At 63.9% G+C, this 16,418-nt stretch carries 18 protein-coding genes; 16 read left to right on the top strand and 2 right to left on the bottom strand.

Annotated elements, in window-relative coordinates:
* Positions 1–289: 289 nt before the first annotated feature.
* The 4 genes from AB7535_RS10825 to AB7535_RS10840 are packed head-to-tail and all read left to right on the top strand — an operon-like array spanning position 290 to position 2,955.
* A complete protein-coding gene (locus AB7535_RS10825) occupies positions 290–1,018 on the top strand; it encodes an outer membrane protein (RefSeq protein WP_167767995.1) in 729 nt (242 codons plus the stop codon).
* A gap of 51 nt (positions 1,019–1,069) precedes the next feature.
* Entirely contained in the window at positions 1,070–1,579 is a 510-nt protein-coding gene (locus tag AB7535_RS10830) for a porin (RefSeq protein WP_063983916.1), read from the top strand.
* Positions 1,580–1,631: 52 nt separating this feature from the next.
* Positions 1,632–2,390 (top strand): outer membrane protein, encoded by a 759-nt coding sequence (locus tag AB7535_RS10835; protein WP_135214398.1) that lies wholly within the window; start codon positions 1,632–1,634, stop codon positions 2,388–2,390.
* Positions 2,391–2,421: 31 nt separating this feature from the next.
* Positions 2,422–2,955, top strand: a complete 534-nt coding sequence (locus AB7535_RS10840) for a porin (RefSeq protein ID WP_245344258.1) — start codon at positions 2,422–2,424, stop codon at positions 2,953–2,955.
* Between the two features lie 83 nt (positions 2,956–3,038).
* Here the strand turns inward: AB7535_RS10840 and AB7535_RS10845 are convergent, their stop codons facing one another.
* Positions 3,039–4,148, bottom strand: a complete 1,110-nt coding sequence (locus tag AB7535_RS10845) for a glycoside hydrolase family 172 protein (RefSeq protein ID WP_439036235.1) — start codon at positions 4,146–4,148, stop codon at positions 3,039–3,041.
* Positions 4,149–4,240: 92 nt separating this feature from the next.
* A complete protein-coding gene (locus AB7535_RS10850) occupies positions 4,241–5,866 on the bottom strand; it encodes a long-chain fatty acid--CoA ligase (RefSeq protein WP_439036236.1) in 1,626 nt (541 codons plus the stop codon).
* A gap of 164 nt (positions 5,867–6,030) precedes the next feature.
* On the opposite strand from AB7535_RS10850, the gene AB7535_RS10855 reads away from it, so the two are divergent.
* The 12 genes from AB7535_RS10855 (at position 6,031) to AB7535_RS10910 (ending at position 16,350) form a co-directional block, all read left to right on the top strand.
* Positions 6,031–7,893 carry a flavin-containing monooxygenase gene (locus AB7535_RS10855; RefSeq protein ID WP_439036237.1) on the top strand — a complete coding sequence of 621 codons (1,863 nt, stop codon included), beginning with the start codon at positions 6,031–6,033 and terminating at the stop codon, positions 7,891–7,893.
* Positions 7,890–8,696 (top strand): shikimate dehydrogenase family protein, encoded by an 807-nt coding sequence (locus tag AB7535_RS10860; RefSeq protein ID WP_439036238.1) that lies wholly within the window; start codon positions 7,890–7,892, stop codon positions 8,694–8,696. Before AB7535_RS10855 ends, AB7535_RS10860 begins: the two co-directional genes overlap by 4 nt.
* Positions 8,697–8,815: 119 nt before the next feature.
* Positions 8,816–9,649: a lytic murein transglycosylase gene (locus AB7535_RS10865; protein WP_439036239.1), complete on the top strand. Its 834-nt coding sequence runs from the start codon at positions 8,816–8,818 to the stop codon at positions 9,647–9,649.
* A 105-nt stretch (positions 9,650–9,754) separates the two neighbouring features.
* Entirely contained in the window at positions 9,755–9,976 is a 222-nt protein-coding gene (locus AB7535_RS10870) for a hypothetical protein (protein ID WP_028146622.1), read from the top strand.
* 12 nt (positions 9,977–9,988) lie between these two features.
* Positions 9,989–10,411 (top strand): hypothetical protein, encoded by a 423-nt coding sequence (locus AB7535_RS10875; RefSeq protein WP_063983909.1) that lies wholly within the window; start codon positions 9,989–9,991, stop codon positions 10,409–10,411.
* Positions 10,412–10,798: 387 nt separating this feature from the next.
* Entirely contained in the window at positions 10,799–11,245 is a 447-nt protein-coding gene (locus AB7535_RS10880) for a MaoC family dehydratase (RefSeq protein ID WP_014496047.1), read from the top strand.
* 100 nt (positions 11,246–11,345) lie between these two features.
* On the top strand, positions 11,346–11,858 hold the full coding sequence (locus AB7535_RS10885) for a hypothetical protein (RefSeq protein WP_439036240.1): 513 nt from the start codon (positions 11,346–11,348) through the stop codon (positions 11,856–11,858).
* A gap of 289 nt (positions 11,859–12,147) precedes the next feature.
* Positions 12,148–13,305: a helix-turn-helix transcriptional regulator gene (locus AB7535_RS10890; RefSeq protein ID WP_439037329.1), complete on the top strand. Its 1,158-nt coding sequence runs from the start codon at positions 12,148–12,150 to the stop codon at positions 13,303–13,305.
* Between the two features lie 222 nt (positions 13,306–13,527).
* The gene (locus tag AB7535_RS10895) at positions 13,528–14,502 is read left to right on the top strand and encodes an AraC family transcriptional regulator (protein WP_439036241.1); all 975 of its coding nucleotides are present in this window, start codon (positions 13,528–13,530) and stop codon (positions 14,500–14,502) included.
* A 134-nt stretch (positions 14,503–14,636) separates the two neighbouring features.
* Positions 14,637–14,885 carry a DUF6894 family protein gene (locus AB7535_RS10900; protein ID WP_439036242.1) on the top strand — a complete coding sequence of 83 codons (249 nt, stop codon included), beginning with the start codon at positions 14,637–14,639 and terminating at the stop codon, positions 14,883–14,885.
* Between the two features lie 55 nt (positions 14,886–14,940).
* Positions 14,941–15,087, top strand: coding sequence for a hypothetical protein (locus AB7535_RS10905; RefSeq protein WP_231144601.1), 147 nt, complete (start codon positions 14,941–14,943; stop codon positions 15,085–15,087).
* A gap of 144 nt (positions 15,088–15,231) precedes the next feature.
* Entirely contained in the window at positions 15,232–16,350 is a 1,119-nt protein-coding gene (locus tag AB7535_RS10910; protein WP_439036243.1) for a helix-turn-helix transcriptional regulator, read from the top strand.
* The last annotated feature ends 68 nt before the right edge of the window (positions 16,351–16,418 follow it).

Here is a 16,418-nt window from a genome sequence, read left to right on the forward strand (position 1 = left end):
GGGGGCAGCAGTCATGACAACACAAGGGGACTACGGAAGCACATCCTTACGGATCGCGCGCCCCTAGTTCGCCAGTCGATAGGACGCGGAGCGCATTGTCCTAGACTGCGCGCGGGTTCTTCCAACAACCGATAGTTCGTCCCGTCGATCCGCAAGCTGCGCGGTCGCCGGTTTCGTTCGTTCAAAAGCAAGCAAGGGCTTGATCCAAACGTTGCGTCTCAAAGCACAATCTAAAATAGAGAAATATAAGAACATCAATCTTGGATTCGAAAAGGAAATGGACATCGACATGCACACGCAATCAGGACGTTCCGTCACTCACCGCATCAGACTCGCCGCCGCCGTTGCAGCGGTGAGCGCGACTATCACTTCACCTGCTTTCGCCGGCGGTCCGCTGCCTGCACCCGTCGTCTCCTGGTCTGGATTCTACGCCGGTGTCCATGGCGGCTGGGGATGGGGGAAGTCGGAGTTTCGCGATCCCCTCAACAGCCCCGCCAACAATCCGTTCTTTGCCTACTACAACGGACCGCTCGCGGGCGGGCAGCTCGGCTACAATTGGCAGCTGGGCAACTATGTCCTTGGTGCCGAGGTCGACGGCTCCTGGTCCTTCGTGAAGGGCAACACCAGCACCTCGCCCCTTCTCACGTCGAGCACCACCAACGGGGTCGGCTACACCGCCCTCGCGACCGCGACGGGCCGTGTCGGCTATGCATCGGGCCAATGGCTCGCCTATGCCAAGGGCGGTGCCGCCTATGCCCGCATGGAGCTTTCGTCGCGGTTCACCCCGGAGATCACCAACTACAACCGCGAGCTGTTCGGTGCCGTCGGCGGCGTCGGCCTGGAAGTGGCCTTCCTGCGCAACGTCTCCGCCAAGGTCGAATACAACGCGATCTTTCTCCCCACCGAAACGCTGCATTGGGTGAGCCAGGACACGACCTCCGAGATCAAGCATTTCGTCCAGGTGGTGAAGGCCGGCATCAACGTCCGTTTCAACGGCGACGGCGGCCTCCCGCGTTAATTCCCCGGCACATCGAAACAACATTCAACAGAAATCCTCGGAGACAACATCATGTCCACCATGTCCAAGATCGCCGCAGTCGTCACCGCCGGCCTCGGCGCCATGATCGCCGCACCAAGCCACGCCGCCGCTCCAGTCGAGTACGTCAAGGTCTGCTCCTTGTACGGCGCCGGCTTCTTCTACATTCCGGGCACCGACACCTGCACCAACGCCAACCAGATCGCGACGAACCAGTTCGATCTCGCGCGTGCGCAGACCCGCGCTTCGACCGGCACCGCGATGGCCGCGTCGCTCGTCGCGCCGTGGCTTCCGACCGGCACCAATTACGCGGTCTCGACCCACTGGGCGACCTATGACGGCCAGCACGCAGCGGGCTTCTCAGGGCTCGTGCGGGTCTCCGGCAATTTCGTGTTCTCGGGCGGCTTCTCGCTCGGCCTCGACAAGGGAAGCCTCACGTCCCTCACCAACCGCACGCAGACGGAATTCGGCACGGCGATCCCGGCGCAATCGTGGAGTGACGTCCGTGGCCTCGGCCGCGCGGGCTTCATGTACGCCTGGTGATGCACGCGACGCTCGCTCCTAAGATTCATTCTGACATTTGAAAGATCATCCCATGACAATCTCTCTCTCGCGATCGGCGCGCCGCTTCCTCTCCTGCGTTGCTGCCGTCACGCCGCTTCTCGCGGCCATGCCGCTCACCGCCACATCCGCGAACGCGGCCGACATGACCGTGAAGGCTCCGGTCGTCGCTCCGGTGCCGCTCTGGAACGGCTTCTACATTGGTGCTCATGGCGGTTATGGCATGGGCAGCAGCCGGCTCGTCGACCCGAGCTTCGCATTCGCGCAAGATCGCTTCACGATGGACACAAAGGGCGCGCTCGCAGGTGCGCAGGTTGGCGGCAACTGGCAGTTCGACAACATCGTGGTCGGTGCCGAGCTCGATCTCTCCTGGGCGTCGATCAAGGGCAATCGGCCGTTCGATCCCGCGAACCCCATCTTGTCCGGGCTTTCAGTGTCGTACCAGGCACTGGCGACGGGCACCGGTCGCATCGGCTACGCGTTTGATAACGTACTGGCTTACGCCAAAGGCGGGGTTGCCTGGGCAAATGTCGCCTACCAGGCCTATGTCGGCACGGTTGCTCCGCTCGACGTGAACCACCAGCGGACCGGCTTGACCGGCGGCGTCGGCCTTGAATACGCGCTGACGAGCAATCTCTCGGCGCGACTGGAGTACGACTACCTGTATTTCGGTCCGGCCGCGATCGCGCTGAGCACACGGATCAGCACCCAGAACGTCGACCATGACCTTCATCTCGTGAAGCTCGGCGTGAACTACCGCTTCAACGGCGATGCCATCGTTGCTCGTTACTGAGCCGCGCCAACGTCACTGATTGGAGACAAACATGTGGAAGCAAATCAACGCGGCACGAGACGTCTTCCGACGTCACCTGCGCGCTATCCTTGCGACTGCCGCTCTGGTTCTGGCGATCCCGATGCCCGGCCATGCTGCGGTCGAGTACGAAAAGATCTGCTCGGTCTACGGTGCCAACTTCTTCTACATACCGGGTACTGACACCTGCGTGAACGCGGGGCAGACGGTGCAGAGCCAGTTCGATCTCGCACGCCAGATTACCCGTGCAGCGACGGGAACGGCCATGGCGACTTCGCTCGTCAATCCGTTCCTGCCCGACGGGACCAACTATGCGATCTCGACGCACTGGGCCGTCTTCGACGGGCAGCATGCCGCCGGTGTGGTCGGAATGATCAGGATCCAGGGAAACCTGTCACTGACCATGGGCATCGCGTTCGGTCTCGATCGCGGCAGCTTGACGTCCACGTCCAACCGGACCGCGACGGAGTTTGGCGTGGCGCTTCCGGCGCAGTCGTGGAGCGACGTGCGCGCCCTTGGACGCGTGGGGCTCCAGTATTCCTGGTAGCCGGCGCCGAACACGAAGGCGCCGCCCGGACGATCTTCACGACGTCCGGGCGGCGCAAATGCTGTGAGCGCAGGGAAGGGCGGCTAGCCGATTTCGAGATAATCCGGGCCGGGCAATGTCGGGAAGGGCGGGGTCGGCAGCGTCTGGTACCAGAACGCGACCGAGGCGATGTCGTCCTGCAATGGAAGATACTTCGCCTCCTTGACGCCCGGCAGCCAGCCCAGTGCCTGGATCGTCACGCGCAGATCGGAGCGGAAGCGCACGGGATCGGGGATGTGCCAGCGGTACAGGCCGAAGCGTTGCTGTGACTTGTAGACGCCATCGGGATGGATCACCTGCGGCAGGCCGGCATAGGGCGTGGTGAATTCCTGGTAGCGTGATTGCCCCTGGCCGGCATGCGCGACATAGGGATCGAAATTATAGGCGCCGCAGAAATAATCCTCGGTGCCGGTGCCGCAGATGGTCGGGAATGCACCGTCGCCGTCGATGAAGAACTTGATCTCGCCTTCGCCCCACCAGCCGTTGTTGTTGACGCCCCAGGCCATATAGGTGCCGACATAATGGCCCGCGCCGCTGACGCCATCGAGGATGATGTAGACCTCTTTGTACGGCAGCGGATTGGTACGCCGGAATTGCGCATGGAAATAGGCGCAGTCCTCGGGCACGTCGGTCAGCGCATAGTTGATCTGGTAGTAGACCGTGAGTTGCTCCTCGCTGCGGTTCTCCAGCGTGAAGCGCGCGCGCTTGCGGAACGGCATTTCCCAGTAGCAGTTGAAGGCGCGGCCGGGATTGACGCAGACCGCGAGCGAGGACACCTGCGCGAATTCCTCCCATCCGCAGGCGAAGAAATCGCCGGCCGGGCATTCCACGCTTGGCTGCGTTTGGTCGTCCCAGTAGATGCGCAGGATCGAGTGACGAAGCCGCCCGCGCGCCAGCGTCATCCAGATCTGCTGGATCGCGCCCTGGCCCTGAATCTCGGCGAGCGTAAAGGTCGCGCCGGGCTCGATGACGACATAGGGCGAGATCTTCCAGCCCTGACCGAGATCGCGAGCCTGGCGTGCGGCGGGTCCGTCGACCGACATGCCGCCCTTGCCCTTCTCGCCGGTGAAATTCTCGGGGCTGATCGAGCGCGTCTGCGCATTCGACAGGCGCGACAGATTGCCGAGATGCAGGCCCAATCCGGAAAACGCCATGCTGTCCTCTATCCCTGGAGTTAGCGACACCTCGATATATCGCCGTCGAATCTACCAAAAGATGAAGACCGCGCACGCAGGGTGCGCGTACGTCAGGCGACGCGGTACTCCCTGAACTTCTCGCGCAGCGCGGATTTGAGCACCTTGCCGGTGCCGGTCATCGGAAATTCGTCCAGGAATTCGACCGCATCCGGCATCCACCAGCTCGCGATCTTCGGGCGCATGTGGTCGAGCAGGGTCTTGCCGTCGACGGTCGCGCCTTTCTTGCGGACGACGAGGAGCAGCGGACGCTCCTGCCATTTCTCGTGGTTGATCGCGACCACCGCGGCCTGAAGCACATCGGGGTGGGACAAGGCGACGTCCTCGAGCTGGATCGAGGAGATCCATTCGCCACCGGACTTGATCACGTCCTTGGAGCGATCGGTCAGCGTGACGTGGCCTTGGCTGTCGATCACCGCCATGTCGCCGGTGATCAGCCAGCCATCACGGTCGAGGCCCTCGTTAAGCTTCATGTAGCCCGAGGCGACCCAGGGGCCACGGGCGCGCAAATGGCCGACGGTCTTGCCGTCGCGCGGCAGCTCGTTGCCGCCGTCGTCTACGATGCGCAAGGCTGTGCCGAAGCAGGCGCGGCCCGACACCTGGCGCCGGTCGAATTTCTCCTTGTCGCCGAGATGCTCGGAGCCGGGCCGCAAGCCCGGCATCGAGCAGCCCAGGGCCTCGGTCATGCCCCAGGCCTGGATGTAGTCGATGTCATAGTCGCGCTTGAGCTTCTCGACCATCGCACGCGGCGGCGCCGAGCCGGACGACAGCGTCGCGCGCAGCGTCGAGAATTTATTGCCGGTGCGTCCCAGCCAGTCGAGCAGGATCAGCCAGAAGCTCGGCACGCCAGCGGAAAGCGTCACCTTCTCGCCTTCGAGCAGCTCATAGAGCTTGTCGGGCTCATAGTTGCGGCCGGGTAGCACCAGCTTCGATCCCGTGTAAGGCGCGGTGAACGGCATGTTCCAGCCGTTGCCGTGGAAGAGCGGCGCCATCGGCATCATCACCTCGCGCACGCCCTCGACATGGCCGGGCAGGAAGTCGAAATTGCAGCAGGTCATGGTTTGCAGGATGGCGGCGCGGTGCGAGTAGATCACGCCCTTCGGATTGCCGGTCGTGCCCGACGTGTAGCAGATGGTGGAGGCGGATTTTTCGTCGAACTCCGGCCAGACGAAACCGGCGTCGTTCTCGCTGGCGAGGAGATCCTCATAGCAATGCACGTTCGCAAGCTTGGTCTCCGGCATCCGCTCGCGCGAGGACATCACGACATAGGCCTCGATCGTCTTCAGCTGCGGCGCGATCGCCTCGACCAGCGGCAGCGTGGCGCGGTCGATGAACAGCAGCCGGTCCTCGGCGTGATTGATGATGTAGACGAGCTGCTCGGGGAACAGCCGCGGATTGATGGTGTGCAGCACGTAGCCCATGCCGGGCGCGGCATAGAACATCTCGAAATGCCGGTGCGTATTCCAGGCCAGGGTGCCGACGCGGTCGCCTTGCTTCATGCCGAGCCGCTTCACAGCCAGCGCCATGCGCTTGATGCGTGGATGGGCGTCGGCGTAGGTGTAGCGATAGATGTCGCCCTCGATCTCGCGCGCGACGATCTCGGCTTCGCCGTGATAGTCCGCGGCATACTGGATCAGGCCGCTGATCAGGAGCGGCATATCCATCATCAGTCCCTGCATGGTCTCCTCCGCAGCCACGTCGTTGCGTGGCGTATGTTTGTGATTTTCGTGCGAGGTTAGCGGAACGTCACGGGACGTTCACGCAAAAAGCGAGGGACGCGATTGCATGCGTCACTTTTTCGGGGCTAACTGATCCGAAGCAGCGTCCGCCGTGGAGGAAATCGATGTCAGCGGAAAGACACAAGACCGGTGCAGCCGGCGAATCTACGGTCGATATTTCCTCACTCCGCGCGCGCTATCGCGACGAGCGCGACCGGCGTTTGCGCGCCGAGGGCAAGGCGCAATATGTCGAGGTCGCAGGCGATTTCGGCCGCTATCTCGACGATCCCTGGGCCGATCCCGGATTTGCGCGCGCAGCTGTCAGCGAGGAGACCGAAGTTCTCATCGTCGGCGGCGGCTTCGGCGGCCTGCTCTGTGGCGCGCGTCTGCGCGAGGCCGGCATCGAGGATTTTCGTATCGTGGAAAAGGCCGCCGATTTCGGCGGCACCTGGTACTGGAATCGTTATCCCGGTGCGGCCTGCGATACCGAGAGCTACATCTATCTGCCGCTGCTGGAAGAGACTGGCTACATGCCGGTGCGCAAATATGCGCGGGCGCCTGAGATCTACGAACACTCCCGCCGCATCGGCCGTCATTTCGGCCTCTACGAGCGCGCGCTGTTTCAGACAATCATCTCGCGGATGGAATGGCAGGAGCAGGAGGGACGCTGGCTGGTCGAGACCGATCGTGGCGATTGCATCCGCGCGCGCTTCGTCATTCTCGCCGGTGGCCCGCTGAGCCGTCCAAAGCTGCCGGGTATTCCCGGCATCGAGACCTTTAGGGGACACAGCTTCCACACCAGCCGCTGGGATTATGGCTACACCGGCGGCACGGCTGAAGGCGGTCTCACCGCTCTCGCCGACAAGCGCGTCGGCATCATCGGGACCGGCGCGACCGCCGTGCAATGCGTGCCGCATCTCGGCCGATCGGCGAAAGAGCTCTATGTCTTCCAGCGCACGCCATCGGCGATCGGCGTGCGCGACGACCGTCCGACGGACGCAAGCTGGGCGCAGAGCCTCGGGCCCGGCTGGCAGCGCGAGCGCATGGACAATTTCACCGCGGTGATCTCCGGCGAGCCGTTCGAACGGGACCTGGTGCAGGACGGCTGGACCGGCCTGCTTGGCGAGATCCTGCTTGCGCCGCGCCGCCAGCCGCAGCCGGTGACCTCGCTCGAAGAGGCGCTGAAGGTCATCGAGCAGGCCGACTACCGCAAGATGGAAGAGATCCGCGCGCGCGTCGATACCGTCGTGAAGGACGAAGCCGCCGCGGCGGCGCTCAAGCCCTGGTACAAGGCGTTCTGCAAGCGGCCATGCTTCCACGACGAATATCTCGACACCTTCAATCGTCCCAACGTGCATCTGGTCGACACCAAAGGGCAGGGCGTCGAGCGGATCACCGAGAACGCCGTCGTGGTTGACGGCAAGGCCTATGAGCTCGACTGCCTGATCTATGCCAGCGGCTTCGAGGTCGGCACCGATTACGCCCGCCGCATGGGCTTCGAGGTTTACGGCCGTGACGGCGTGAGCCTGTCCGAGCGATGGCGCGATGGCGTCAAGACGCTGCATGGCTTTTACAGCCGTGGCTTCCCGAATTGCTTCCTGATCGTCACGGTGCAGGCCGGTCAGAGCGCCAATTTTCCGCACATCATCGACGAGCAGTCGCAGCACATCGCCTATGTGATCGCGGAGGCGCGCAAGCGCAAGGCGCGGACGCTGGAGCCGACGCTCGCCGCCGAGAACGCCTGGGTCGACGAAGTCGTCAAGGCCGCGCTCGGCCGTCAGACCTATCTGGCCGAGTGCACGCCGGGCTACTACAACAACGAGGGCGTGTTCGATCCGATCGCGGCAAGAAACAGCCAGTATTGGCGCGGGCCGGTGGCGTTCCTGCGGCTGCTCGACAAATGGCGCAAGGAAGGCAATCTGGATGGCCTGGAATTGACCCACGGGATCGAGGCGGGCGGCTCTCAGGTTCCGGCCTCAACGGCATGATCCCGGCCCCATCAGGCGCGACGCGGCTCCATGTCATCGTCGGCGATCCCATCGCGCAGGTGCGCTCGCCGGCAGGCGTAACGGCCGCCTTCGCCGCGCGTGGCCATGACGGCATTCTCGTGCCGGTCCAGGTTTCGTCTGCTGACCTCGCTGACTTCCTCTCGGTGGCGACGCGGCTGAAGAACCTCGACGGCATCGTCGTGACCATCCCGCACAAATTTGCCTGCTACCAGGCCTGCGCCAGTGCGACCGAGCGCGCACATTTCCTGCGCACCGCTAACCTGATGCGCCGACGCGCCGACCGCTCATGGCATGGCGACATGGTGGACGGCCTCGGCTTCGTCGGTGCGGCGCGGGCGAAGGGGATCGATCCCCGGGGCATGCGGGCGCTGCTGGTCGGCGCCGGCGGCGCAGGATCGGCGATCGCGCTGGCGCTGGTCGAGGCCGGCGTGAGCGATCTCGCGATTCACGACAGCGCGCCCGAGCGCCGCGACGCACTGATCGGCCGGCTCAACGGGCTCGGCAGAACGCCCGTGCGGGTCGGCACCAGGGATCCCGCGGGCTTCGATTTCGTCGCCAATGCGACACCCGCCGGGATGAAGGAGGGCGATCCGCTGCCGGTCGATGTCGCGCGGCTCGCGCCGACGGCCTATTGCGGCTGCGTCATCACAAAACCCGAAGTCTCGCCATTCATCGCTGCCGCCCGCAGGATCGGCTGCGTGACCGGGACCGGTACGGACATGTACGAGCAGCACCAGAGCATCATGGTGGATTTCCTGCTCGGCCGCGACGGGGCAGGGTAGGCGGTCGCCCCGGTGTCAAGGCACAGGTTGCGCCGGATGGGGCTTGAGCGATCAGGGCCGACGTAGGATCATGGGCCGGCGCGAGCCGGTCGCGCACGTTTATGTGAGAGGACCAGGGAATGACCAAGGGCAGGACCGTTGCGACGGCCATGATCGGCGCTGCAGCGCTGCTTCTCTCGCTGGCGCCCATGTCCCTGATATCCATGGCCCACGCCGCCACATGCGGCAGCTCGCCGGCGGGCTTTGAGGCCTGGAAGCGCGAGTTCGGCGCGGAGGCGCAGGGCAAGGGCGTCGGCCAGACCGCGCTCTCGGCGCTGATGCAGACCAATTACGCCGGTGCCACGATCGCAGCCGACCGCGGCCAGCGCAGCTTCTCGCTGACGCTCGACCAGTTCCTCGCCAAGCGCGGCGCCACCACCATCGTGGCCAAGGGGCGGCAGCTCAAGCAGTCGCAGGCCGCCTTGTTCGCCTCGATCCAGCAGCGCTACGGCGTCCCGCCCGGGCCGCTGATCGCGATCTGGGGCATGGAGACCGGGTTCGGCAGCCAGCGCGGCAACCAGAACATGCTGTCGTCGATCGCGACCCTTGCCTATGACTGCCGCCGTCCCGAATTCTTCACCGACCAGCTCTATGCCGCCCTCAAGCTGATCGACCGCGGCACGCTGTCGGGGGCGACCCGCGGCTCCATGCACGGCGAGGTCGGCCAGACCCAGTTCATGCCCAAGAACATCCTGGCCTATGGCACCGGCAATCTCGAGGTTGCCGCCAATGCGCTGAACTCGACGGCGAATTTCCTGAAAGCTCATGGCTGGCGCGCAGGAGCCGGTTACCAGCTGGGCGAACCGAATTTTGCCGCTATCGAGGCTTGGAATGCTGCCGGCGTCTATCAGAAGGCAATCGCCCTGATGGGACGGCAGATCGACGAGGGAGGAGGGGCGGCCGCGTTGCGTTGAGGCCGCATGAAGGCTCGGCCGCGCACGAGAAAGTTCTTGCGTTGAGGAACTGACGGCACGAGGTTTGCTTTGATCGGGGGCAGGGCTGGCATGAGGAGACTCAATATGGCTACCCAGATCGTGATGGACCAGACGGGCGACACGCGCCACGAGTTTGATCCTGACAATGCCGAAGCGCTGGCGCGAGCCGAACGGCGCTTTCGTGAGCTGACCGGAGCTGGCTTCACCGCCGCCTATCGTACCGGACCCGGTGAAGTCACCCGCATCAAGTCATTCGATCCGACCGCGCACGAAACGCTGTTCTATCCCCGCCTGGTCGGCGGTTGATCTGAGCTGCTCATGATCGCGGCAATTTGGCTCCGTGCGCCGGCGCGTGCGCGTCTGCATGCGCTGCGCGAGCTCTATCGGCGCTTCTTCGGCGAGAACACGCCGGATGCCCGCGGCCGCCGGCTTTTGGCCGAATGGCTGTCGCCGGCGCAGCGCGCGCAATTCGAGCAGCATCGGTATTTCGATGTCATCGGCTGCGATACCGGCAAGAGGTATCGCATCCACTACGGCACGGCCGCCAATGTCCATGAGATCGACGATGAGGGGCGTGCGGCGATGGGATGGTGCTTCGTCCCGTCAGGCTTTCTCGTGCCCGGCGACGTGATGCTGGCGCAGAAGGTCGCGCTCGAGACCGACGAGAACGCGGCAATCGCGCTCGCTAACCGGTTTCCGCCGGCTACGCACTCGGAGCACTTTTACCGGCGCCCGTTCTAGCGGCCGGAGGGCGTGCAGATCAGGAGTGCGTTGTGCGGTAGGCATCCAGCGCATGCGCCGCGAACACAGCGACGCTGCAAAGGGCGAGCACGGCTGAGATCAGCTCGATCATAGCTCATCCTCCCGCAGCGGCTGGGAGACGAGATTTTGGCAGCAGGCATAATCCAGGATGAGGTCGAGGAAGAATTGCATGGTGGCCGTCCCTGTATGATTTTGACAACCAGTTAACCGGCCATCTGTTTCAGGCGTGTTTCGTCGTTTTGGGAAACGGGTTTCGCGGGGAACCCGGGGCTGGTTTGTGCACCGCAGACCCGCTACATCCCGCGCTGCTTAGTCCTTCAGCCGCGCCTTTCCAGTGGGCGGCAAGTCATATTGCGAGGCAAAATCATGGCGCAGGTCGAGTGGTTCGACGATCTCACCATCGGAATGCGGTTCAAATCCCCCGAGGTGCAAGTCACCGAAGCCGACATCAAGCGCTTTGCAGCCGAGTTCGATCCGCAGCCGATGCATCTCGACCATGAGGCCGCCAAGCAGACCTTGTTCAACGGCCTGGCCGCATCAGGATGGCACACCGCCGCGATCGCCATGAACCTCGCGATCCAGGCCCGCCCGTTCGGCCCGCATCCGCTGATCGGCGCGGGCGTCGACGGTCTGCGCTGGACCATCCCGGTACGGCCCAATGACCGCCTGCATCTGGTCGGCGAGGTCATGAGCCTGACGCCGTCGAAGTCGAAGCCGCAGGGCATCGCGCTGGTGAAATGGACCATGTTCAACCAGAACGGCGAGGAGGTTTACACCTTCACCCCGATCGCCATCATCCCCAGGCGGGTGTAAGGCCGGCGACGTTCAGCATCGGCCCGGATCAACCTTCTCGAGCCCTTGCGGGCCGCAGGCTGAGGTGGTCATCTCCGCATGGGGAACGCTGGAGGCTGACATGAGACGATTCCTTCTTGCCGCTTTGCTGACCGCGGGCGCCCTGGGCGCAGCCGTCTCGAGCACAGGGCCGGCGTTCGCGCAGCAATCCAGGGTCGGCGACTGGACCATCGAGAAGCGCGCGCAGGACACGCATTGCAATGCGAGCCGCGGCTACAAGGACAAGGAAGACGAGAACCGCAACTACGTCATCGTGATCACCTATTCCGAGAAGGCCATCGTGATCGTGATGATCTATGACGGTTGGGAATGGGACAAGGTCGGCGAGATCCTCCGGGCCGACGTCGGCACCGATGACGCCGACATCATGAAGAAGGCGAAGTGGGAGGTCATGGACAAGACCACCGTGCGCGGCATCTTCGAATACGACCAGTCGATCATGGACCGGCTGTCGAAGGCCAGGCGTCTCTCGCTCGATTTCGAGGACGATGACGAGGACAGCATCGAGATGCAGATCCCGCGCGCCGGCGAGGCGCTGGCCGCGCTGAAGTTCTGCGAGGAGAACCGGAAGTAAAGTGCTGCGCCGCGCACAGTGCGCGCGATCGAGCAAGCAGCGCGAGGGCGCGTGACCCACAGCACACAGCCCGCGCGCTGTTCGCTTTTATCCTAGTCTTTGGCGAAAACGTCCAAGCCGCACCCTGCGGTTGACGTTACGCAAGGACGATGTTCGATATTTTAGCATCTCGCTGCACTGCCTTTTCCACGCCGAAGGCGACGATCGACCGCTCCGTCGCCTCTGCCAATGTCCAATGCGCAAGCTCCCTTCGTCACCGGGGCCGCACGCCGATCGCATCGTCGTTCCGATGACGATCCTCCAGGCAAACCGGTTCTCGTCTCTCGTCGGCGAGATCTACGATGCTGCGGTCGATCCTGCGCTGCGCAGCGGCGCGCTGGAACAGGTTTCTCATTTCGTCGGCGGGTGTGCCGCGACCATCCTGTCCCGCGATGCGGCAAGGCTCTCGATCGAGATTCACCAGCATTTTGGCACCGAATCCCGCTTTCGCCAGCTCTATCGCGACAGATATGTCGAGCAGGATCCTCTGCTCGATCGTCATCTCGCTTTTGCGGCCGGGCACGCCATCGGCGTGACCGATATCATGCCGCACGCGGACTTCGTGGCGACGAGCTTCTATCGCGAGTGGGTCGAGCCGCAGGGCGCGATCGACCTCGCGACCGTCGCGCTCGAGAGATCGGACGCGCGTACCACGGTGTTGCAGGTGTTACGCCATCGATCCCGCGGAACCGTCGACGAGGCGATGCGCGAACGCATGCGGCTGCTCGCACCCCACATCCAGCGTTCCAGGATCATGGGCCGGCAGATCAGGGCGCGCTCGCATACCGTGGACGACCTTGCCGATGTGCTCGACGGCCTGAGCACGGCGATCTGCCTGCTCGATGCGGATGGCCGGGTCGTCCACGCCAACGCGGCGTGCCGGCAGCTGTTCGTCGATGCAAGCCTGCTCGCGATGGTCGGCGACCGGATCGTGGCGCGTAACACTCAGACCGACAAATTATTCCGCGGCCTGTTCGAAGTTGTTGCGGATAGCGAAGCTCAGCCGGCCGGTCGCCGCCGCATCGAGCTCGCGACGTCGGCGGACGGTCAGCACTATCTCGTCCATGTCCTTCCGTTGAAGCGGGAGTGCAGCCTGCCGCGAGACGTCGCGGCCACGGTGCTCCTCGTACAGAAGGCCGCGATGGTGCCATCGCTCGTGCCCGACGCCATTGCTGCGGCCTTCAGGCTGACGCGGTCCGAATTGCGCGTGCTGATGGCCATCGTCGAGGTCGGCGGCGTTCCCGATATCGCGGCAAAGCTCGGCATTGCCGAGACCACGGTGAAGACGCATCTCGGTCGCCTGTTCGAGAAGACCGGTGCCGGCAGGCAGGCCGACCTCGTGAAGATCGCGGCCGGCTTCACCGCGCCGTTTGTACAGCGAACGCGCCGCGACGACGACACCATGTGATTCATTTCACGGCGCGAGCCGCGCGGCGATGCAATCTCAATCCATTGTGATGAGCAGGATCGTCAGGTCCTCCGAACGTACGACGCGCGTCATTTGATACTTTCGTATATGGCGCCTCTTGAACGAGAAGGGCAGCGTGCGCCACGGAACAATGCGCGCCGGCACCGGACGCGGGAGACGACAGCGCGTGAGCGAGCTTGCCTGTCGGTTGGAGAAATTGCAGTGAGCGGCAAGGACGAATTTTCCATTCTCAATGTTTCGACGGACCACATTCCCGAAGACGAGCGTGTGCCGCTGCTGCGCGAATTCTATTGCCGCGGCGTGCTCAAGGCGGAGGTCGAGCCGACGGACGAAAAGCCGTTCGCCGCGAGCCTCACATCCCATGGCTTGCCGGACGTCCAGCTGGTGATCGGCGGGCTGGTCGGAGCTCGGGTCATCCGTACCAAACAACTGGTCGTCGACGGCAACGACAGCCTTGGCCTGATGATCAACCGATCCGGCATCGTCGAAGTATCTGCGCGAGGACGAGATCTGAGGCTTCATCCCGGTGACGCGGTTCTGACGAGCGCGGAGGACGCGACGATCTACGAACGCCTCTCGCTTGGAAATTGTCTGTCGCTGCGCGTGCCGCGGCGGGTGCTGGCGCCCATGATCGTGGACATCGACGACGCCGTGATGCGAATCATTCCGGAGCGCGCCACCGGACTTCGCCTGCTGGTCGACTACGCGACGTCTCTGGTGCGCGAGCGCGCGTTCGCGGTGCCCGTATTGCGCCAGCTCGCTGTTGCACATCTCCATGATCTGATGGCGCGTGTTCTCGGCGCGACGGATGAGGTTCACGAGCTGGCCGGGCGCCGAGGCGTCCGGGCCGCGCGGCTGCGGAAGGTGAAGTCCTTCATCGTCAACAATTGCTGGCATCAGGACCTCTCGGTCGCGACCGTGGCGCAGGAATTCGGCGTGACCACACGTTATCTCCAGCGGCTGTTCGAAGCCGACGGCAAGACGTTCTCGTCCTTCCTGACCGGGCAGCGCCTCAAACGCGCGCATCGCATGCTGCGCGAGCCTGACTTCGCCGGGCGGCCGGTGAGCTCGATCGCCTACGACGTGGGCTTCGGCGATCTCTCTTATTTCAATCGTTGTTTCCGGCGGGCCTATGGCGCGACGCCCAGCGGCGTCAGGAGCGGCGAAGCGCTGTGACCGCGCGGTGCGCGGTTCGTGCGACCAGGCGGGTGCCTATCGCAGCGCGCGCGTTCGGCCGACTACGTCTTCTAAGCGCGCGGAGTAGAACGATGACGCTGTGTTTCGGACGGCGCCGGCGGTTGGAGTTGTGAATGCGCCGCTTCTTCTTTGATCTCCTGGTCGACAATTTCGTGAAGATCGATCCGGGCGGCATGGTCTTCGAGCAGGCCAAGGCCACGTTCGTCGTGGCCGACGAGATGGCGAGGCATCTGTTCGTCTGGCGTGACGATCTGCGTGATCGCGACGCCTGGATCCGCGTCAGGGATGCGGGTGGGCGAGAGGTCTATCGCGCCGCGGTCTGGTCAGAAAATGTCGAGAAGGTCGGCTGGGACCAGGCATGACCGTTCCGACTTCACCCTCCTGGGCGGCAACGCCGACAACCGGTCGCGGCGCCAAGTGCTCAACAATGCTGCGGTGGCTGGCTTCGGCTTCGACTACCGCGCCAGCCGCAACGTGTCCGTGTTCGGCGCGGTCGAGGGCATGATGATGTCCGACCGGAGCCGCACCGGCACAGCGAAGGGTGGCGTTCGCGTCGCGTTCTGAGCCGGCATCAGCCCTGGCGGCTCGAATGCGATGCCCGCCGGCCGGGCCCCATCCGCCCGGCCGGCGCCTCCTCCGATCGGAGGACGTCGCATGCCGTGGTTATGGTATTCTTGGTGATATTGATCACTCAGGCCATTTATAGCCATGCATCGACCACCGAAGCTGCCCGAACTGGTCGAGTCCATCTATGACGCGGGGCTCGATCCTTCGCTGTGGAACCACGTCGTCGCCGGCGTTCGCGATTTCGTCGGCGGGCAGGCCTGCGGGCTGTTTTCCAAGGATTCGATCAGCAAATTCGGCGTCACCCATTATTATTGCGGCGCCGACCCGCACTATATCCGGCTCTATTCAGAGACCCATTCGAAGTTCGATCCGCTGACGGTGCTGCCGCCGCATGGCGAGATCGTCAGCATCCCCGATCTCGTCAATTTCGATGAATACCGGAAAGGGCGCTTTTACCAGGAGTGGATGCAGCCACAGGGTTGCAGCGACGCGGCCAATGTCGTGCTTGAGACATCGCATGCGAGCTGCCCGGTGATGATGACGGTGCTGTCGGGCCGGCGCATGGTGGACCCGGCGATGAAGCGTCGGCTCTCGCTGATCGTACCGCACGCCAGCCGCGCGCTGCTGATCAATCGCGCCATCACCTCGCAACTGACGCTGGCGACGGCGCTGGTGGATGTTCTGGACAATCTGGCGTCCGGTATCTTCCTGCTCGATGCCTTTTGCCGGGTGGTGCATGCGAATTCGGCCGGCCACGCCTTGTTTGTCGCCGCCGACGTGGTTCGGTCCATTGCCGGGCAGCTCGTAACCAGCAGCGCGGAGGCCAATCAGACGCTGCGCGAGGCATTGGCGAGCCGCAATGACGTTGTCCTGCTTGCCGCGAGGGACCGTGCGATTCCGCTGTTGTCACCCAGCGGCGAACGTTACGTCGCGCACATCCTGCCACTGTCGTCCGTGCTGCGAAATGGCAGCGAGCGGGTGGTCGATGCCGCCGGTGCGCTGCTCCTGCGCAAGGTGTCGCTTGGCGGGCAGTCCTATGGCGAGCTGATCGCACGGACCTTCGACCTCACGCCGGCCGAGCTGCGCGTGTTCCTGTCGATCGTCGAGGTCGGTGGCGTCCCGGAAACGGCGGCAGCGCTCGGTATCGCAGAAACCACGGCGAAGACGCATTTGCATCGGGTGTTCGCCAAGACCGGCGTTTCGCGTCAGGCCGATCTCGTCAAGCTCGCGGCGGGATTCTCCAATCCGCTCGTCAACTGATCGGTCAATCGCTGTCGGGGTTGAACCTTTTGCTCCCACGATAGACTCAATTGTGCCGCCGGGCATGA

This window comes from Bradyrhizobium sp. 956_D2_N1_4 (assembly GCF_052076025.1).
In the GTDB taxonomy this organism is placed as follows: domain Bacteria; phylum Pseudomonadota; class Alphaproteobacteria; order Rhizobiales; family Xanthobacteraceae; genus Bradyrhizobium; species Bradyrhizobium barranii.